Annotated in this window: 15 protein-coding genes, 1 rRNA gene, 1 pseudogene and 1 riboswitch; of the genes and pseudogenes, 6 read left to right on the forward strand and 11 right to left on the reverse strand. The window is 44.4% G+C overall.

All coding sequences use genetic code 11. The annotated features are described in order from the left end of the window. Window positions 1-66 (reverse strand): 16S ribosomal RNA (locus tag ACIQXU_RS09910); the annotation flags it as partial. A gap of 291 nt (window positions 67-357) precedes the next feature. Continuing rightward, on the reverse strand, window positions 358-1,221 hold the full coding sequence (locus tag ACIQXU_RS09915) for a nucleotidyltransferase-like protein (RefSeq protein WP_402988827.1): 864 nt from the start codon (window positions 1,219-1,221) through the stop codon (window positions 358-360). A gap of 189 nt (window positions 1,222-1,410) precedes the next feature. On the opposite strand from ACIQXU_RS09915, the gene ACIQXU_RS09920 reads away from it, so the two are divergent. Further along, entirely contained in the window at window positions 1,411-1,764 is a 354-nt protein-coding gene (locus ACIQXU_RS09920; RefSeq protein ID WP_402871365.1) for a YgzB family protein, read from the forward strand. Window positions 1,765-1,831: 67 nt separating this feature from the next. Here ACIQXU_RS09920 and perR read toward each other — a convergent pair whose 3' ends face one another. The 5 genes from perR to ACIQXU_RS09945 form a co-directional block, all read right to left on the reverse strand. Next, on the reverse strand, window positions 1,832-2,275 hold the full coding sequence (gene perR, locus ACIQXU_RS09925) for a peroxide-responsive transcriptional repressor PerR (protein ID WP_402871367.1): 444 nt from the start codon (window positions 2,273-2,275) through the stop codon (window positions 1,832-1,834). Between the two features lie 144 nt (window positions 2,276-2,419). After that, window positions 2,420-3,364 (reverse strand): D-2-hydroxyacid dehydrogenase, encoded by a 945-nt coding sequence (locus tag ACIQXU_RS09930; protein ID WP_402988830.1) that lies wholly within the window; start codon window positions 3,362-3,364, stop codon window positions 2,420-2,422. Window positions 3,365-3,509: 145 nt separating this feature from the next. After that, complete coding sequence (locus ACIQXU_RS09935; protein ID WP_402988833.1) at window positions 3,510-4,619, reverse strand: aminopeptidase; 1,110 nt, start codon at window positions 4,617-4,619, stop codon at window positions 3,510-3,512. 11 nt (window positions 4,620-4,630) lie between these two features. Further along, the gene (gene bcp, locus ACIQXU_RS09940) at window positions 4,631-5,101 is read right to left on the reverse strand and encodes a thioredoxin-dependent thiol peroxidase (protein WP_402871374.1); all 471 of its coding nucleotides are present in this window, start codon (window positions 5,099-5,101) and stop codon (window positions 4,631-4,633) included. Window positions 5,102-5,163: 62 nt separating this feature from the next. Further along, on the reverse strand, window positions 5,164-5,586 hold the full coding sequence (locus ACIQXU_RS09945) for a potassium channel family protein (RefSeq protein ID WP_402871377.1): 423 nt from the start codon (window positions 5,584-5,586) through the stop codon (window positions 5,164-5,166). 282 nt (window positions 5,587-5,868) lie between these two features. Continuing rightward, window positions 5,869-6,066, forward strand: a riboswitch (cobalamin riboswitch). A gap of 139 nt (window positions 6,067-6,205) precedes the next feature. Between ACIQXU_RS09945 and metE the strand changes: the two genes are divergently transcribed. Next, the gene (metE, locus tag ACIQXU_RS09950; RefSeq protein WP_402988836.1) at window positions 6,206-8,512 is read left to right on the forward strand and encodes a 5-methyltetrahydropteroyltriglutamate--homocysteine S-methyltransferase; all 2,307 of its coding nucleotides are present in this window, start codon (window positions 6,206-6,208) and stop codon (window positions 8,510-8,512) included. Beyond that, window positions 8,505-8,981 (forward strand): acyl-CoA thioesterase, encoded by a 477-nt coding sequence (locus ACIQXU_RS09955; protein WP_402988839.1) that lies wholly within the window; start codon window positions 8,505-8,507, stop codon window positions 8,979-8,981. The genes metE and ACIQXU_RS09955 overlap by 8 nt, the downstream gene beginning before the upstream one ends. A gap of 43 nt (window positions 8,982-9,024) precedes the next feature. Here ACIQXU_RS09955 and ACIQXU_RS09960 read toward each other — a convergent pair whose 3' ends face one another. The 3 genes from ACIQXU_RS09960 to ACIQXU_RS09970 are packed head-to-tail and all read right to left on the reverse strand — an operon-like array spanning window position 9,025 to window position 11,655. Continuing rightward, complete coding sequence (locus ACIQXU_RS09960; RefSeq protein ID WP_402871385.1) at window positions 9,025-9,810, reverse strand: ABC transporter permease; 786 nt, start codon at window positions 9,808-9,810, stop codon at window positions 9,025-9,027. A gap of 4 nt (window positions 9,811-9,814) precedes the next feature. Beyond that, window positions 9,815-10,606 (reverse strand): ABC transporter permease, encoded by a 792-nt coding sequence (locus ACIQXU_RS09965; RefSeq protein WP_402871388.1) that lies wholly within the window; start codon window positions 10,604-10,606, stop codon window positions 9,815-9,817. A gap of 41 nt (window positions 10,607-10,647) precedes the next feature. Next, window positions 10,648-11,655, reverse strand: a complete 1,008-nt coding sequence (locus ACIQXU_RS09970; protein ID WP_402988842.1) for an ABC transporter ATP-binding protein — start codon at window positions 11,653-11,655, stop codon at window positions 10,648-10,650. A gap of 150 nt (window positions 11,656-11,805) precedes the next feature. Here ACIQXU_RS09970 and ACIQXU_RS09975 point away from each other — a divergent pair, with 150 nt between their 5' ends. Continuing rightward, on the forward strand, window positions 11,806-12,126 hold the full coding sequence (locus tag ACIQXU_RS09975; protein ID WP_402988845.1) for a hypothetical protein: 321 nt from the start codon (window positions 11,806-11,808) through the stop codon (window positions 12,124-12,126). A gap of 50 nt (window positions 12,127-12,176) precedes the next feature. Here ACIQXU_RS09975 and chbG read toward each other — a convergent pair. Next, window positions 12,177-12,922 (reverse strand): annotated as a pseudogene (gene chbG, locus ACIQXU_RS09980) (chitin disaccharide deacetylase). A gap of 218 nt (window positions 12,923-13,140) precedes the next feature. On the opposite strand from chbG, the gene ACIQXU_RS09985 reads away from it, so the two are divergent. Both ACIQXU_RS09985 and ACIQXU_RS09990 read left to right on the forward strand, forming a co-directional pair. Then, complete coding sequence (locus tag ACIQXU_RS09985) at window positions 13,141-14,430, forward strand: glutamate-1-semialdehyde 2,1-aminomutase (RefSeq protein WP_402959298.1); 1,290 nt, start codon at window positions 13,141-13,143, stop codon at window positions 14,428-14,430. 345 nt (window positions 14,431-14,775) lie between these two features. Next, window positions 14,776-19,248 (forward strand): glutamate synthase-related protein, encoded by a 4,473-nt coding sequence (locus ACIQXU_RS09990; RefSeq protein ID WP_402988848.1) that lies wholly within the window; start codon window positions 14,776-14,778, stop codon window positions 19,246-19,248. Window positions 19,249-19,343 lie beyond the last annotated feature (95 nt).

The raw sequence follows: 19,343 nt of genomic DNA on the forward strand, positions 1-19,343 counted from the left end.
CTCGACTTGCATGTATTAGGCACGCCGCCAGCGTTCGTCCTGAGCCAGGATCAAACTCTCCGAAGAAATGTTTGACTTGCTCATTTTGCTTTTTTATAGTGTGTGCTCACTCAAAATTTACGTTGGCGCTTTGTTTTGTTCAGTTTTCAAAGAGCAATTTCGTTGTCGTTTACTTCGTAAGCGACTTATACATCTTATCATGTTTTCGTTTAAGTTGTCAACATGTTTTTTTGATGTTTTTTTATTTCGTAAAGCTTCGTTGAAGCTGCGAAAGCTGATGTCCCGCAGCGACATGTATTAATATAACACCTATATTATTATTGGTCAATACTAAAAATGATTTTTTAGTATATTTTTTTAAACTTTATAAAATCGGTGATAAACATCGTGCCCTTTGGTCTCGACTATAATGGTATCCACTACTTTCTTTTCAATTAAGTATTCTAAAAGAACGCCTAGATCGATTGAATAATAACTTAGTTCTGGATGCTCCATTAACTCCGCTATGGTCCAAAATCCTTCTCTAGCATTCATTATTTCCAGTAGGTGTTGAGAACCGGCATTAGTTCGGGAATAAATAAGGAACTCACTAGCTAGAAAAAGAAGCTCCAACCTTTTCTCCAGGGTTTCTTCACTGCTAATCAGTTCTTCGTACAACTTATATATTTCAGGTTCCATATGCTTCACTTGATTCCAAACCGTCACCTCTGGATGAAAACCTTGTTCTATTATTTCCAATCGGGCTAGATGATGTAGCGAGTGAACAATATGGTTATAGGCATCCAGGTAATGGCCATTCTCAAAAAAGTCTTTTCCATCCCTATACCTACGAATTAACTTTGCAAATTCCATTCCCATCTTCAGCTTTCTTCCATAGAAGGGAAACTCACGGATTTCGGTTTTTAAATGCTCCAGGTATTCATTTCGGTCGAATAAAATCTTCCCATTATAAATCCAATCCACGACTTTACGATTCGACCCTAATAAAATCCATTCCTTGACTTGCTCTTCTTTCACAACATGTAAAGCCGCTTTCTTATCCTGATAGGTATAGTGCTTTAAAAATACAGGTTCCTCTGCATCATCCACGATGACAAATAGGACATAATCAAACGTATCAGTGATGGGGCTTTTGTGCTCCCTTTTTTCTATTAACAAAATCCCTAATGTGGACTTCAAACTTGCTCGCTCTTGATAAATCGGGCGAAGGATATCTTCCATTATAAATTCCTCCAAAACCATTTTTCTTTTTACATTCGACAATTCTCTTCAAAAATCCTGTTTTCTGAGCCTAGATGTTCCTTCCTATTTTTCCTCGGGTCAACCATAAGTCATTTGTATCCTTTATTTCTTTTTTGTTCCAACCTTAGTTTATGTTATAGTTAAAGTTATATTTTAGGAGGGTCTAACATGGCTAAATATTCTAGCAAAATCAATAAAATCCGTACGTTTGCTTTAAGTTTGATCTTCGTTGGCTTTATCGTGATGTATATCGGTCTATTCTTTAAGTCGCACCCTATCGTCATGACGCTCTTCATGGGTCTTGGACTTCTATTCATTATCGCAAGCACAGGCGTTTACTTTTGGATTGGGATGCTGTCCACAAAGTCGGTACAGGTTATCTGCCCTAACTGTGGGAAGCCTACGAAAATATTAGGTAGGGTCGATATATGTATGCATTGCAATGAAACGCTGACCCTTGATAAAAAGCTGGAAGGCGAAGAGTTCGACGAAAAATATAATCGCAAAAGCCTGAACGACTGAATGAAATGGATTTTAGTTACAGTGCTTTTGCAACAAAAAAAGTTCCAACCAAGTGGCGGAACTTTTTTTAATGCGCTTCTTTCTTTGCACAATCCGTGCATTCCCCATAGATTTCCATCCGATGGTGACTTACGTTGAATCCGGTGACCTGTGCTGCAAAGTGCTCGACCTCATCCAATGCAGGATAATCGAAGTCGACGATTTTACCACAGCTTTCGCAGATAACATGATAATGATTCGTTGTTACGAAATCAAATCTAGCTGACGAATCGCCATAGGTAAGCTCTTTGACCAATCCCACTTCACGAAACACACGCAGGTTGTTATAAACCGTAGCCACACTCATATTCGGAAACTTGCCTTCTAACGCTTTATAAATATCATCAGCAGTAGGATGCGACATGGAGTCTATCAAATACTCAAGAATTGCATGGCGTTGAGGAGTTATTCTTACACCGGTATCTTTAAGGGAATCCAACGCTTCTTTCAACTGAACTTCAGACACCGTCATCCACCTCTTTTTCTAATTAAGTATGAATTATTACATTGTAATGTTTATAAATAGTGTACTCCCCATAAGCAAGCTTTGTCAATATATCTACACCCTTAGTTTATTCCTCATTCATTTAATTATTTCCTGTTTTTCTAGTTGGTCCTAGTATCCCTTTTTAGGGTCGATGATATTAATGAAATCCTTTCCGTCTTTTAGGTAGACTTTCATGTTTTCCTCAAAGATTGAAAAGGTCCTTGGTAAATATTCGCCGCTTTTGCTTGATAGGTGCGGGGTTACCGTGACCTGCTCCATATTCCAGAATGGGTGGCCCTTCACTAGCGGTTCAGGTTCGAATACATCCAGTATCACATGAGCGAGTTCATGCTCCTGCATGACCTCTATGAGCACGTCTTCCTTGAACAGATCTCCCCGTCCTATATTCACGAAGACGGCTGTACGTTTCATTGCCTTAAAATGTTCTTTCTTTAACAAATCCTTCGTTTCATCCGTACTAGGCAAGACGCTTACGATATAATCCGCTTTAGGCAATGCTCTCTCAAGCTCCGTAAGGGCGTATAGATGATCGATGTGTTCGACGGCTTTCCCACTACGATTCACTCCGAGGGTCGTCATTCTAAAAGCCTTGGCAAGACGTGCCACTTCCCCTCCAATTGCCCCCGTTCCTAGGATAAGCATCGTTTTTCCATTCAACTCGCCTACTTCTATCTTCCGGTCCCAGATTTCTCCCGCTTCATTCTCAATTAGTTGTTTTAATTTCTTTTCATACTGTAAAAGCATGCCGATTGTATATTCAGCCATCGGGATTTTATGGATGCCCCTAGCGTTGGTCACCATGATTCCGCGTTTCTCAATGGCGGCAAAAGGCATTAACTCCAATCCGGCACTCATGACCATGATCCATTTCACGTTCACTGCCTCTTCAATGATTTCATCGGTTAAATCTTCTCCATATGTAATAAGAACTTCGGCCTCTTGGAGCTTTTCATCCGCCCAAGTTTCTTGATAAATGAATGTCAAATCGGGAAATGCTTGTGCCATCTTCTTTTGAATGTCTTCATTCGGAATGATTGTTGAAAATACTAACATGATTATCTCTCCTTTTCTTTACATAAAAAAACACGGGCACTGAATGTCCCGCGCAACTTTCTATGAGGAGGTATTCCCTTACTAAATCATATTCAGGGGTCCTCTATTTGAGTTGGACAAACGCCTCTCCCTATTAAAAAGGGCTTTATTTTAATTGATTTGGATTCAATTCGCATAATTCCCGTGGCACGAATAAACCGTCCTTACGAACCAGTATATCATCAAAGTAGATCGCTCCGCCGCCATATTCGGGTCGCTGGATCAAGACCATGTCCCAATGAGACGATGATTGATTTCCATTATCGGCCTCTTGGTAAGCTTGACCAGTGGCAAGATGGAGGCTGCCACTAATCTTCTCATCGAATAGGATATCACCCATCGGTTCCATGATATACGGATTGATTCCCAGGGCGAATTCCCCGATGTACCGGGACCCTTCATCCATATCGAGCAAACGGTTCATTTGGTCCGACTGATTGGAAGAAGCTTTCATGATTTTTCCCTTTTTAAATGTAAGGGTTATCCCCTCAAATACCTCTCCTTGATAGGCGGAAGCAGTATTGAAGGAAATCGTGCCATTGACACTGTCTTTTACCGGTGCCGTGAACACTTCACCATCTGGAAGATTGTTTTTACCAGCGCAAATGACAGCGGGGATATTTTTAATGGAAAAAGCCAAGTCAGTCCCCGGCGATATGATCCGAACTTGATCCGTTTGATCCATCCAATCCTTTAGAGGCTTCATGGACTTTTCCATTTTGTGATAATCAAGTGTGCACACGTTTAACAAGAAATCTTCATACTGCTCAAAGCTCATGCCGGAATTTTTTGCAGAACCAATGGTCGGATAATTCAGTAACACCCAGCGCCGGTTATTGACGAAGAACATGGTGGACGTTTTCATGGCATCCTCCTGAAGGCGATATCTCTCATGAGGGACACTCACTCCTCGCCCTTCGTTTCCATCGCCCGATATGATGATGACTGCATCCACATCTTCGTATTTCTTATAATTCCATTTTGATAAGGTATCGAGCTGTTCCTTAACATTCCCTTTTAGCAGATGACTGGTAATTTCGTCATCTTCAAGTTCCGCATAAGGATAGGCCCCCATTCTATAGGCTTCGTCAATCAGTTCCTTCAATAGGGCCTTTGCTGCAACAGGCCCACGGATCAAGACTCGCTCTTTCGCCTGCAGCCTCAGTGAATGATGAATCAGCTGCTTGGCAAGCTTGATAAGTCGCTCATCCTTCATTAGCCTGTACCTTATTTTTCTAGGTCACGAAGAGTTTCCAACGCTTCTTCGACGTGGCCCTTTACTTTGACTTTACGCCATTCTTTAACGATCGTTCCTTCCTTATCAATCAGGAAAGTCGAACGCTCAATGCCCATGTATTCCTTACCGAAGTTCTTTTTCAATTTCCATACGCCATATAATTCAGCGGCTTCTTGCTTTTCATCAGCAAGCAACAGGAAAGGCAACCCATGTTTTTCAATGAATTTTTCATGACGTGTTACCGGGTCCGGGCTAATGCCTATGATGACAGCATCAAGCTCTTCGAATTGTTCATTAGCATCACGGAAATCACAAGCCTCCGTCGTGCAACCGGGTGTCATGTCTTTTGGGTAAAAATATAATACAACGTGTTTACCCTTGAATCCTGATAGGGTAACTTGTTCTCCGTTGTTTGCTGGTAATTGAAAGTCTGGTGCTTTTTCTCCAATTTCGACCGTCATTCTAAACCCTCCATTTCTTTCATCATGGTAAGCGTACCCAATAATCGAAAGAAACACAACTTTCATTTCTTGTTCTTTCTTTCCTTCTGTTCAAAATCGATGACAGCCCTGATCACAAATGCCGCAGGAAGCGTATAGCCAATGAATGCTTGGATTGTCGCGATCATCCGGCCAATGCCGATTGGGGAGATATCCCCATATCCGACGGAGAACATCGTCATCGCACTAAAATAAAATGAAGTCTTCAGCTGCTCGGAAAAGGTTCCATCCAAGCGATTGCCCATATCAAGAATCACCGAATGATTCTGAAGCTCGTATAATAAATAAATCAGTGCAAAACCGACTAATAATGTCGCATATAAATTGCCGAGCCACAGCATATCTTCAAGAGAAAACTTCTTTGCCTCCGACTCAGAAAGAAATAAGGTCCGAATGCTCATCACCATGCAAAAGATAATCCCCACAATCAAAATATAAAAGGTCATCCCCCACGCCTCATTTCAAAAACAACCCACTTCCCTTATACATACTCTTTTGCGAGTCAATATATGCTCGTTTTAGGGGTCAGACCCTATTTCCCAGCTGCTGCACCATCAAGAAAACATAGATACAGCATGGGTTCTCGTGCCACATGGTGGGGGTCAGACCCCATTTCCCGACTTTTTCCTTGTTGACCCATTTGGCCGGGATATGCTAAGATGGGTTAAGTTTTTATAATATTTTGTAAATTTTAGTGTCCGTGTTTATGCGGACGGAGTTTTTTATGAATTTCATATGTGGAGATAGGTTCCTAAGCTTTTAGGATTAAAAGGGAAGTCCGGTGTAATTCCGGCACGGTCCCGCCACTGTAATGGGAATGTATAGCGCTTTTGTTTGATGCCACTGGTCCTTTTGGATTGGGAAGGCTTTTAGTGCTAAGGAAGAGTTCCCTGAGTCAGGAGACCTGCCTATTTCGACAACACTGTTTTAACCTACGGGAGATAGGGAGGTGTTAGGGACCTTATAATGATAAGGGGTATTTTCGTGCCCCTTTATTTTAAGCATTTCTAACTTTCTCTTTTGACGGTTAGGGATGCTTTTTTGTTGTTATTTCATTAAAAGGAGATGGATGTGTTGAAAAGTAGTAATATAGGGTACCCACGAATCGGTGAAGATCGTGAATGGAAACGTACATTAGAGGCATATTGGGCTGGAACATTAAACGAAACGGAATTCACGGCGCAATTGGAAGCGATCCGTTTAGGCAATTTGCAAAAACAAAAAGATCAAGGCATCGATATCATCCCGGTCAACGACTTTACGTTATATGATCAAATGCTCGATATGTCCGTCATGTTCGGCCTGGTGCCAGAACGCTATTCGGCTTATAAAGGCGGCATGGTCCCCCTTTCCGTTTATTATTCAATGGCCCGTGGGAACAAGGATGAAGTCGCTTCCGAAATGACGAAATGGTTCAATACAAATTATCATTATATCGTTCCAGAGCTAAAACAATCCCAGCTTACGTTGACAGAAAACAAGCCACTTACTGCTTACCGTGAAGCCAAGGAAAAACTAGGAATCGATACGAAGCCGGTTATAGTCGGACCTTACACATTCATTTCTTTGTCAAAAGGCTATGATAAAAAAGATCTTCCGGCCATCATCCTGAGCCTGTTGCCTTTATACACAAAAATTTTGCGAGAGCTGGAACAAGAAGGAGTGAAGTGGGTGCAGGTCGATGAACCCTCCCTTGTTTCTTCCCTTTCCAAAGACGAGATGAAAACTGTTACATACCTGTATGAAAAATTGAACGAAGCTGTCCCCAACCTGAACATCATGCTGCAAACATATTTTGATGCTGTAGAGCACTACCAAGAAGTGATTGACTTGCCCGTTCAAGGAATTGGCCTTGATTTGGTCCATGACAAAGGAAAAAATCTCAGCAATCTTCAAACAGTCGGCTTTCCAAAAGATAAAATACTTGGGGCCGGTGTGATTGATGGGAAAAACATTTGGCTTTCTGACTTGACGAAAAAAATCGGGTTGGTCGAGTCCATTACGAAACACGTATCCGAAGATCGGATTTGGATTCAACCTTCCTGCTCCCTGCTACACGTGCCAGTGACGGTTCGAAACGAGACAGAACTGGCCAGCAAAGTGAAAGAAGCCCTTGCCTTTGCTGATGAGAAACTAGAAGAAATCACGCTTTTGGTCAGAGGGAACAGCGAAGGTCTAGAATCAATCGAAGAAAAGCTGGCGGCAAACAAAGCTGCATGGCAGACCTTAAAGAATTCAAAGGCCAGAAACCATAAAGACGTTCAATCCGCTGTCGAACAGGCGAAGCAGCAATCCCATGGCCGTACCCTGCCATTTAAACAGCGCTATCAAAAACAACAGGCGTATTTCAACCTGCCCTTCCTTCCAACCACGACAATTGGAAGCTTTCCGCAGACCGCGGAAGTTAAACAGGCCCGCGGGAAATTCAAACGCGGTGAATGGACGGCTGATCAATATGAAGCATTCGTGAACGAGGAGATTAGCAGATGGATTGATATCCAGGAAGAAATCGGATTGGACGTCCTTGTGCACGGGGAGTTTGAACGGACCGATATGGTCGAGTTTTTCGGCCATAAATTGGGTGGATTCGTCTTCCTTGAAAAAGGCTGGGTTCAATCTTACGGCTCCCGCTGTGTCAAACCTCCCGTCATCTATGGAGATGTCCATTTCATCGATCCGATGACGGTCAAAGAAAGTGTGTATGCACAAGCCTTGACGAAAAAAACGGTGAAGGGAATGCTGACCGGTCCTGTTACGATTCTGAACTGGTCGTTCGTCCGTGACGATATTTCACGGGAAAATATCTGCTATCAATTGGCATTGGCCTTGAAACAAGAAGTAGAGGCACTGGAATCAGCAGGGATCAAAATGATCCAAGTCGATGAACCAGCCCTGCGTGAAGGCCTTCCATTGAAAAAAAGCGACCGTGATGAGTACTTAAACTGGGCGGTCCATTCATTCCTGATTTCCACTTCGAGCGTCGAAGACACAACACAAATTCACACCCATATGTGCTATTGTGATTTCAATAGCTTCATGGATGTCATTTCTTCCCTGGACGCTGATGTGATTTCCATTGAAACGTCCCGTAGCCACGGCGAGCTCGCTTCCGCATTCGAGGAGAAAACATATGAAAAAGGAATCGGCCTTGGTGTGTATGATATTCATAGCCCTCGCGTTCCTGCAGTGGAAGAAATGGTCGATATGATCGAACGTGGCATCAAGGTACTGGATAAAGACCAATTTTGGATCAACCCTGACTGTGGCCTGAAAACAAGGGGCGTTCCAGAAACCGTCGCTTCACTGAAAAATATGGTCGAAGCCGCAACGGTTGTCCGGAATAAGCTATTGGTCCAACAGGAAAATGACTGATTTAACAACAGGCATTCCCGTTCAACAGTCACGGACGTTTTTAACGGACCTCGTTTTTCCACCTGATACGAACCATCACAATACCATCTTTGGTGGAAAAGTGATGGCTTATGTGGATAAAATCGCCTGCATTGCAGCGATGCGCCACTGCCGGAAACCGGTCGTAACCGCTTCAAGCGACTCCTTTGACTTCCTGGCCCCCATCAAGACCGGGGATGCAATCAATTTGGAAGCCTATGTCACCTGTGCCCATCGAACGTCAATGGAGGTATTCGTAAAAGTAGAACGGGAGAACCTGTTGACTGGCGAAAAGCAACTCACCGCCCGCGCTTTTTTAACGATGCTTGCGATAGATGAAGATGGAAAGCCCATACCGGTTCCACAGGTCCAACCGGAAACGGAAGAAGAAAAACGGCAGTACGTCCAAGCACAAGCTAGATATGTCGAGAGAAAAAACAAACGCATATAAGCAAAAAAAATCCCTTCAACAAAATTGTTGAAGGGATTTTTTTTTAGTTTCCTGCTCCGCGGTACCTTTTCACACCCTGATTCCAAATGAAGATCGAGATCATGAAAAAGACGACCCCTATAACAGGTGTGGCAAATGCATACGCGTACCACTCTTCTTTTCTAAGAAAATAGGAAGCGGGATACACACCGACAAAGGCAAATGGCAGCACCCAAGTCAGAACAAAGCGGATGACCTTGTTATAAATATCAACCGGATAGCGCCCGTAGTTCCCGATGTTGTACATCATCGGCATGATGGACGTTTTGGCATCAGACCAGAAGCCGATGCTTGCAATCGCAACAAAGATGGCGGCATACGCGAGTGCCCCGCCGATTGCAAAGATGATGAAGAGAATCGGGTCATACCAAGTTAGTTCCAGGTTTAACGAAACACCGGAATAGAAGATGATGATCAAACCGGTCACGACTCCAAATAATGATTCAAGCTCAATCCGCTCTAAGATGACTTGAAACAGGCTGTGAATCGGCCTTGTTAAAATCCGGTCCATCTCCCCTTTGACGATGTAGCGATCGTTGAAATCCCAGATGTTGAAAAAGGATGAAAATAGTGCAAACGGGATAAGGAAAAAACCGTATATGAAAATGATTTCATCCCGGCTCCACCCGCTTAGGAACTCCGTATGTCCGAAGACCACTAAGATAAACACCAGATTCACGACTTGGTTCAACAAATCAGAAAGAATCTCGATGACGAAATCCGCCCGGTACTGCAATCTCGTTTTCATATACTGACTCACATATTGAAAAAACATTGATACGTAAAACATCCCATCAACCTCCCTGAATAATCAGCTGTTTTTTTGCGACTATCCATAAAACCTGGATGGGGATAACGAGAATGATGACCCAGATCAATTGCTGTAAAAGAGCCATGCCGATGTCTCCCGTTCCGTATCCATTTGTGAAAATCATACTCGGGACATAGCTGATTCCTTGAAACGGCAGAAACTTCATGATGTCCTGTGCCCAGATTGGATAAAAGCTGATAGGCAATAACAAGCCTGAAAACAAATCAACAATGACCCGTTTTGCCCGGATCAATCCAGCATTATTATATAAGAAAAATGTCGTGATTCCCGTTAGCAAATTGATTTGCGTATTGATGATGAAGCTGAATAACAGGGAAATTCCGAAAAGCCCCCATGTTGCCGGTTCATTTGGCAAATGGATGGGGAAAATGATGGCGACGAGCAGCATACCTGGAATGGAGAAGAAAAAGAAACGGAAAATCCCCTCACCCAGGCCTTGCATCGTCTTCATCCCTAAATAGTTATAAGGTCGAATCATCTCGATTGCGACCTTGCCGTCCTTGATCTCATCGGCAATCTCACGGTCAATATTATTAAAATAAAAGGCGCGCGCCATCCAGGCAACCGCCACATAGGTGGTCATCTGCATGCTGGATAACCCTTCAATGGAACTTTTCTCTCCATATATTGCATTCCACAAGAAATAATAAGCACCAATATTGATGCTATAAATTAAAATACCGGTATAATAATCGGTTCGATACGCAAGCATCATCAAAAAACGCATGCGAATCATCGCAAGATACTTTCCCATGGTCCTCTCCCTTCTTGGTAGACACATTTTTTCTGAAAGAGTCAGACCGTGCCCTCTTCGTAAATATTACGAACAATCTCTTCGATGGACGTTTCATGGATTTTGACGTCCTTGATTTTAAAATGTGAAACGACAGCGGCGACCAGCTGTGAAATATGATCACTTTCTTCTTTTAACACGGCTATGTATGCATGATTCTTTTCATCGTGCTCCCAATTGACGTGAAAGGATAACGGCAAGGATTGCAGTTCATCCAGTTCGACTGGCTCGATGAATTGGAAGTGGACCTGTTTTTCCTCTGCCCAATTATCTTTCAAGCTTTGCAATTCCCCGTCATAAATGATTTGACCTTCATCAAGCATGATCACCCGCTCGCACAAGGCCTCGATATCCCCCAAGTCATGCGTGGTCAGAAGGATGGTCGTGTTGTATCTTTCATTGATTTCCTTCAGAAACTCACGGATTTTCATTTTCACTAACACGTCAAGGCCGATTGTCGGCTCATCCAGGAAAAGCAACGGTGGATTGTGTATCAAGGCAGCAGCCAGTTCACAACGCATCCGCTGGCCAAGGGACAGCTTACGCACCGGCTTATCGAGTAACGGCCCGATATCCAACGTCTTGATTACATGTGCCATATGATCGTTATATTGTTCATCAGACACCTTATATACTTTTTTCAGCAGCCGGAAGGATTCCTGGACGGCGATATCCCACCAAAGCTGCGATCGTTGCCCGAAGACGACCCCGATGGTCTGGGTGAACTTTTCCCGTTCTTTATGCGGATTCATGCCATTGACCATGATATCACCGGACGTCGGCTCCAAAATCCCCGTCAGCATCTTGATCGTCGTCGACTTGCCTGCCCCATTTTCCCCGATATACGCTACCATCTCACCCTTTTTTACAGTAAAATTGATATCGTTGACAGCAGGCACGATTTTATAATTTCTTGTAAGTAAGTCGCGGAAGGCCCCTTTTAATCCGGAACGGCTTGAAACCGACTTGAATTCCTTCCGTAATTGATTAACCTGAATTGCATTGCTCATTATGTTATTTTCCTCCATATTCCTTGTCCTAATCAAATAGTTTAGCCAACCTCAGCTTTTTAAACAATAAAAATGCCTGGATTCAGGATATCCTGGGTTGGGCGAATTTCGACGATGTATGTATTACCTATAAAAAGGAGACTAATCGCTATGAATATAAAAAAGTTATTGCTCACGCAAATCGAAAAAATCGTACTGGAATTACGGTATGATTTCTTGTACGAGGACGAATACGACCAACTATTGTGCCAGATCGTCCAAAGGGATTCGTCCGGCTCCATCGAAAATACCCCACTAAGCTTTCATTTACATATTAATGAAGAAAAAGGAACAGGACACGCAACCTACTACCAGGCCCAAGGCGAAATCAAACGCCAAACCTTCAACATCGAAAACCCAAGCACCATCCTAGATATAATGTCCTTCATAAGTGAAACTTTGGGGTCAGACCCCATTTCCCAAACGAAATAATTCATCCAAAAAGCTGTACCATCAAGGGTTACAGCTTTTTGGATTGGGGGTCAGACCCTATTTCCCAACTCTTTATAGGAGACTAGTTCGATGTCACGCACGGCTATGGCTTTTTGGATCAATGGGTCTGTCAGGATGGCCATTTCCTTTACACGTGGCAGGGCGTAGGAGCTTCCGTTTAGTATCGATTCGTCTATATACCCGGGATGGCACATGATTTCGACTGTCTCGGAGGATAGACTTTTATCCAAGATATCAACTAAATGACCTGTCGTCAGGTCCGATCCGTAGAAATCCGTTATCAATTTCTCTGTCCTTTTCACCCCTTGATAACCATGAATTGCCCCATCCAATTTCCGAACCGGCAAGCCATGCGCTTTCGCTATCTTTTCAACGATGGGATAAACCTTCTCCAAGCCGTGAACATGGTGATGGCTATCAATGTGAGTCGGTTCCAGCCCCAATGATAGAAATCTCTCCATTTGGCTGTTCAATTCTTTTTCTATATCCGCAGGATCAGCAAACTTATGCATATCCCCGCGTTGATGAAACGCACCATCCTCCCTCACCAGCGAAGGAACATCGCTTCTCACTGGAAAGCCGCAGGTCAAAACCAAGTGAATCCCACGCCAAGATTCGGGTTTTCCTTAGCCAGCGCTACCGCATGCTCGGCACCCGGCATATTGGCCATCAAAGTTGCCGACGTCACGACACCATTCTGAAAACATTCAACAATCCCCAAATTAATTCCCTTACAATACCCAAAATCATCCGCATTAATAATCAGCTTCGTCATCCTTATCCCCCTCCCATTCCCCTTGCCTACTGCTATGAATATACCAGACCGTGGGGGTCAGACCCTATTTCCCAAACAAAATAAAAAGCATGAAAGCTTGGTATATATGGGGTTCGGTCTGCTTGTTTGGGGGTCAGGCCCCATTTCCCAGCGATTTTAAAGTGGAAAAGTGCTATGATTAGGAGTGATTATGTTTGTATTTTTAGGAGGTTTTTAGATTGGATTTTACTAATTCGGAAATTATACATAAAGAGGCATTGGAGCATATCGTCGGTGGGGTTAATAGTCCTTCCCGTTCTTATAAAGCCGTGGGCGGCGGTTCGCCGGTGGCCATGGATCATGCCAAGGGAGCTTATTTCTGGGATGTTGATGGCAACAAGTATATCGATTATTTAGCGGCATACGGCCCGATCATCACAGGCCATGCACACCCCCATATCACAAAGGCGATCACAAAGGCTGCAGAAACAGGTGTTTTATACGGTACGCCGACAAAACATGAAGTCACCTTTGCCAAAATGTTAAAAGAAGCGATGCCTGGCCTTGATAAAGTCCGTTTCACCAATTCTGGTACGGAATCCGTCATGTCCACCATCCGCGTAGCCCGCGCTTACACGGGTCGCGATAAAATCATCAAGTTTGCCGGCTGCTATCACGGTCACTCCGACCTTGTGTTGGTTGCTGCAGGTTCTGGTCCGTCCACACTTGGAACACCGGATTCCGCTGGTGTCCCAAAAAGCATTGCACAGGAAGTCATCACGGTACCTTTCAATGATATCGAGCCATTCAAAGAGGCCCTGAAAAAATGGGGCAACGAAATTGCCGGTGTCCTGGTCGAACCGATCGTCGGCAACTTCGGCATCGTCGAACCGCACCCTGGATTCCTGGAAGATGTGATTTCCTTATCTCATGAAGCTGGAGCACTCGTCATCTTTGATGAAGTCATCACTGCATTCCGCTTCATGTACGGTGGGGCTCAGGACTTACTTGGCGTTCAACCCGATTTGACCGCTCTTGGAAAAATCATCGGTGGGGGTCTTCCAATCGGTGCTTATGGCGGCAAAAAAGAAATCATGGATACGGTCGCACCATTAGGACCTGCATATCAAGCAGGAACGATGGCCGGAAACCCTGCTTCCATGCTATCCGGGATCGCTTGCTTGGAAGTGTTGAAGGAAGAAGGCGTTTACGACGAGCTTGATCGCTTAGGGAAGCTCCTTGAAGACGGCATTCTTAAAGCCGCTCGTCAATATAATGTGCCTATTACCATCAACCGCCTAAAAGGTGCCTTGACCATCTATTTCACTACAGAAACAATCGAAAACTACGAGCAAGCTGAAAATACGGACGGCGAAATGTTCGGTAAATTCTTCAAGCTGATGCTTAATCAAGGAATCAACTTGGCACCATCCAAATATGAAGCCTGGTTCTTGACAACGGCCCATACGGATGAAGATATCGCTTATACTTTAAAAGCGGTTGAACATGCATTCAAGAACTTGATTTAAGCTGGACAAAAGAATAAATATGCACCAACCATTCAACCCCAAGATGGATATCCATCTTGGGGTTTTCTCATATCGGCTAAATTAAACTTTCAAATTGGCTTTCACGGAGTTTTTTCTAAAAAACACACTTTTCCATCCTATCCAATATACTGTATAAAAAATTGATTTCTGAATATTTAAATGATATGATACCAATACATTTATATCCATTTATTCTATTTTATATCATTCAATTAAAAAGCTTGGACAGTTGTTCAAGTTTACTAATATGAACGTTTCATAAAATCAAAAGCCACAGGGGGTGAACGGCAGCAAATAAGGGTTATCCTTATTGACGCCAAACATATGACTCAACAATGGACACCTGCTACATTCAAAGAATTCTATAGAGAAGAACATGATGCCTGCGGTATCGTAGCCCGTATCGAAAAAAAGAAAATCCCCACCAATGAGAACATTTTCGCATGCATTGATGCACTGGTTAAGATGAATCACCGTTGCGGATTCATCAATGGCGAAGGCGATGGCGCCGGTATCCATATTGATATTCCACGTGCTCTTTGGAAAAAGAAACTCGAAAAGGAAAACATCGATTCCGGCATCGTCGATCAAGACGATTTCATAGTCGGTCACCTATTTTTAAGCAGAAAAGCAGATGCAGGCAAATTAAAAACCGAAGTCAAAGAAAAATTGCAGAAACGTGGGCTATCGCTCGTTTTTGAAACGGATAAAGCATACCGCTCTGAAGCTTTGGGCCCGATTGCCATCCAAGAGGATCCTGTGTTCTGGCAAATTGCCTGTTCATCCACGACTACCAATCAACAGGAACTCACCAACATCCTTTTCGAGCTGACGTCCGACATCGAGAATAGTGATTACATTCATGTCGCTTCCTTAAGCCAGCATCATGCCATCTACAAAGTAATGGGTGCCGGGGATACACTCCCTGCCTACTATCATGATCTTGCCGACCCCCTTGCAGCCTCAACTATGACACTGGGTCATAACCGTTTTTCCACCAATACTCTATCAAGTTTTTTCCGTGTGCAGCCATTCAGTGTCCTTGGACACAACGGCGAAATCAATACCATTGCCAAATTACGTGATGAAGCCAAAATGATCGGGGTTCCGATTGCTAAAGACGGAAGTGATTCCCAGGATTTGAATAAAACGATTGAAACATTCATCTGCCGTCACGGCTACTCTTTATTCGAGGCAATCGACCTGGTTTTTCCGCCAATCATCAACGAAATCAAGGAATACCCTGAGCATTTGCAGAACCTTTATACGTATCTAAGGGAAGCATGGGGGCATTTTGCACAAGGCCCAGCTGGAATCATCTCCCGATTCGGAGATGAAGCCGTATTCTCCGTAGACTCGTTAGGCCTACGTCCGCTTTGGAATATCGAGACGGCTTCTTCCTATATGTTCACTTCCGAGCCTGGTATCATCCCCTCTTCAGAATATACGGGAGACCCAAGACCGATGGGACCAGGGGAAAAGGTCGGGTTAAAATGGAATGGCGACCTTATTGAACTATATAACTATAAAGAATATCAAGGGAAAGTGTATGAGCGCTTCAATGAACGTTTTGTTCTTTCCGATGACCTCGTTCGCCTGCAGCCACCAATTTTCGAGAAGGTGTTCACCATGACGCAGCCACAGGCCATTCATAACGGACAATATAAGGCATTCGGTTGGGAAAGGGAGCACGTTCAATTAGTCGAGCAGATGGCTGAAAAAGGTGCAGAACCCATCCGTTCATTGGGTCATGACGCACCGCTTGCCGCCCTTAATCCACAGCGGACCAATCTTTCGGATTTCATTAAGGAAAGCGTCGCCGTCGTAACCAATCCAGCCATCGACCGGGACCGGGAAACCGAGCACTTTTCCACGAGAACCATTATTGGAAGACGTCCTTCTTTATTTGAAGCAAAGAAGGCCGGTCACGTTACCGAACTTCTGACACCTTTATTAATCGAGGGACTGACAGGGTATGAATGCTCCTCCACCCTTTCACAACCAAGCTATGATCAATTTGTCCTTCACAACCAGGATCAAAAACTGGCACATTTCATTTCAAGCACGTTTACAGAAAAGGAGAGTATCCCTGAAGCGTTAAAAAGGATAACGGATGAAGCCGTAAAATCGGTCGATGCCGGGAAAACGCTGCTCATCCTCGATGATGCCCTTGCTCATCAAAACGGGAACCTATGGCTTGACCCTCATCTTGTCACGTCAGCTGTCGATCAAGCATTGGTCAATTCCGGCAAGCGCCGCGATTGCTCGATCCTGTTACGTTCTGCATCCCTAAGGTCACTGCATGATATCATCGTTGCCTATGGCCTCGGTGCCAACTTGATCAGTCCCTATTTCATGTTCCTTTCATTATCTTCCGGGGACCTGAAAGGCGTTATGAATCTATATAACTCGTTGACTAAAGGACTGGAAAAAGTGATCTCCACCATCGGGATTCATGAATTGCGCGGCTATGGCCGGCTATTCTCAAGCATTGGGTTACATGAGGAGATTGCCTCTTATTTGAATGTGGCCAATTTCTTCGGAGCAAACCATTTAGACTATGATTTTGACAAAATCAAAGAGGATAGCATCCAGCGTGCATTAGATTATGATAATGAAAAAGAACGGATGGGTAAAACCTTTCATCTATTCCCGCGGATTTGGAAATCCATCGGCGAAGTCGCTTCCACGGGAAATTATGACGCCTATCGTGAAAAGATCACGGAGCAAGAAGAATCAAACCCGACGACAATCCGTCACCTGACATCACTTAAGTTGTCAGACACACCTGTCCCAGCCGAAGATGTCAGTCTATCCATTGGCGATCAGGAGTTGCCTTTCGTCATCGCCTCCATGTCATTCGGTTCTCAAAATGAAATAGCTTTCCGAGCGTACGCAGAAGCGGCAGACCGTTTGGGCATGATCAGTATGAATGGCGAAGGCGGAGAAATTAAGGATATGCTCGGAAAATACCCGAAATCACGTGGGCAGCAGATTGCTTCCGGAAGATTCGGTGTCAACGCCGAACTCTTGAACTCTTCTAATCTCTTGGAAATTAAGATTGGGCAAGGGGCAAAACCTGGTGAAGGCGGACATCTTCCCGGTTCGAAGGTTACGGCAAAAATTGCGGAAGCACGGAATGCGACGATTGGTTCTGACTTGATCTCCCCTTCCAATAACCATGATATATATTCGATTGAAGATTTGGCCCAAATGATCCATGAGCTGAAAACGGCCAACGATAAAGCCAAGGTGGCCGTCAAGGTACCGGTTGTTCCCAATATTGGAACGATTGCCGTCGGCGTTGCCAAAGCCGGCGCCGATATCATCACGCTTTCCGGCTTTGACGGCGGAACGGGTGCAGCACGGATTCATGCCCTTGAACATGTAGGTCTGCCTGTCGAAATCGGCGTAAAAGCCGCCCATAATGCGTTGCTTGAATCCGGAATTCGGCAAAACATCGAAATCTGGGCTGACGGTGGATTGAAAAGCTCGATGGATATCCTGAAATTGATGTTGCTCGGGGCCAACCGCGTTGGTTTCGGTACCCTATCGATGATTGCCGTTGGCTGTACAACATGCCGCGGTTGTCACCTGGATACATGCCATGTCGGGATTGCCACCCAAATCGAATCGGAAGCACAGGCAAAAGAACATGGATTGCGCCGCTTTGTTCCTCGAAAATTTGATTTGGCGGTTCAAGGATTGACGAATATGTTCACGGCATTCGGCCAGGAGCTAAAAACCCTGACTGGATCACTAGGTGTGAAGAACCTTCAGGATATCGTCGGCCGCTCTGATTTGCTTGAGCAAGTGAAAGGCCAACAATCGCTGGATCTGACCTATTTATTAAAGAACCTTGATATCACGCCATTCTCCAATAGGGAAAAAGAAGCTTATTTGAATGAAAGTTCCCTACAGGTGGCGGTGGGAGCGGAATATCTCGATTCGCAGGTTGAAGAATTACAGCAATCCCGCAGTTATAGCGGCATCACTTCCGAGCAACGGGTCCTTGGTAGCCGTGTTTCGTGTCACCGCGTCCGTAACAGATTGGATGGTTCGTATAAGAATCTGCCTCCCATTCATCTTTCCTATCAGGATGGTTCCATCCCTGGTAATGGCCTTGGTGCCTATAACACCGAGGGAATCACCATTAGCGTAAATGGCGGAGCCCAGGATGGAATCGGCAAAACGTCAATCGGTGGGAATATCGCCATTTTCAAATCACCAGGAAAAGATGGCAACCTTTACAATGGCTCTGTCGGTAAAGGTTTCGGGTATGGGGCACAGCACGGACTCCTTATCGCCCAAGGTGATGCCGATGCAAGGGCGGGAATCCGGCTTTCAGGTGCCGACATGATTATCGGTGGCCTAGTGAAAAAGCCGATTCCAGAAAATGAACATGGCAATATTGCGGTAACCTCGAACATCAAGGGATTTGCATTTGAGTATATGACAAATGGCAGAGGATTGGTTCTAGGGGATCCGGGCCCATGGATTTGTGCAGGCATGACCGGCGGTGTCGTTTATTTAAGGCTTCAGCCGGAAGTCGGCCTAACGAAAGAAGTTATCCAAAGAAGGATTGCGAAGGGTGCGAAAGTGTCGATTGAATCCCTTTCCAAAAAAGGACTTCAGGACGTGAATGAGCTCCTTGGCAAATACGTTGCCCTTTTAAAAGAGCAAGGGCAAGAAGAGGAAGCAGCCTCTCTTGGGGCCTTGCTCCATAATCCGGGAAACCACTTCCTTCAAGTTGTTCCCGTTAAGGAACAAGCAGATCCATCTGTATCAACCGAGTGATGATAAAAAAGCTAATGTCTTTTTACAGGACATTAGCTTTTTCCATCTTTGTAACTCCCCACAGCCAGGGGAAAAAAGCACCTCATTTACATATG

Source organism: Peribacillus sp. NPDC097284, from assembly GCF_044761765.1.
In the GTDB taxonomy this organism is placed as follows: Bacteria; Bacillota; Bacilli; order Bacillales; family DSM-1321; genus Peribacillus.

Excerpts from the sequence above, each read along its gene's own strand:
- ACIQXU_RS09970 (WP_402988842.1), bottom strand. The coding sequence starts at position 11,655 with ATGAGCAATGCAATTCAGGTTAATCAATTACGGAAGGAATTCAAGTCG.
- perR (WP_402871367.1), bottom strand. The coding sequence starts at position 2,275 with ATGACGGTGTCTGAAGTTCAGTTGAAAGAAGCGTTGGATTCCCTTAAA.
- ACIQXU_RS09965 (WP_402871388.1), bottom strand. The coding sequence starts at position 10,606 with ATGGGAAAGTATCTTGCGATGATTCGCATGCGTTTTTTGATGATGCTT.
- metE (WP_402988836.1), top strand. The coding sequence starts at position 6,206 with ATGGATGTGTTGAAAAGTAGTAATATAGGGTACCCACGAATCGGTGAA.
- ACIQXU_RS09955 (WP_402988839.1), top strand. The coding sequence starts at position 8,505 with ATGACTGATTTAACAACAGGCATTCCCGTTCAACAGTCACGGACGTTT.
- bcp (WP_402871374.1), bottom strand. The coding sequence starts at position 5,101 with ATGACGGTCGAAATTGGAGAAAAAGCACCAGACTTTCAATTACCAGCA.
- ACIQXU_RS09935 (WP_402988833.1), bottom strand. The coding sequence starts at position 4,619 with ATGAAGGATGAGCGACTTATCAAGCTTGCCAAGCAGCTGATTCATCAT.
- ACIQXU_RS09990 (WP_402988848.1), top strand. The coding sequence starts at position 14,776 with ATGACTCAACAATGGACACCTGCTACATTCAAAGAATTCTATAGAGAA.
- ACIQXU_RS09945 (WP_402871377.1), bottom strand. The coding sequence starts at position 5,586 with ATGACCTTTTATATTTTGATTGTGGGGATTATCTTTTGCATGGTGATG.
- ACIQXU_RS09975 (WP_402988845.1), top strand. The coding sequence starts at position 11,806 with ATGAATATAAAAAAGTTATTGCTCACGCAAATCGAAAAAATCGTACTG.
- ACIQXU_RS09930 (WP_402988830.1), bottom strand. The coding sequence starts at position 3,364 with ATGTTAGTATTTTCAACAATCATTCCGAATGAAGACATTCAAAAGAAG.
- ACIQXU_RS09960 (WP_402871385.1), bottom strand. The coding sequence starts at position 9,810 with ATGTTTTACGTATCAATGTTTTTTCAATATGTGAGTCAGTATATGAAA.
- ACIQXU_RS09915 (WP_402988827.1), bottom strand. The coding sequence starts at position 1,221 with ATGGAAGATATCCTTCGCCCGATTTATCAAGAGCGAGCAAGTTTGAAG.
- ACIQXU_RS09920 (WP_402871365.1), top strand. The coding sequence starts at position 1,411 with ATGGCTAAATATTCTAGCAAAATCAATAAAATCCGTACGTTTGCTTTA.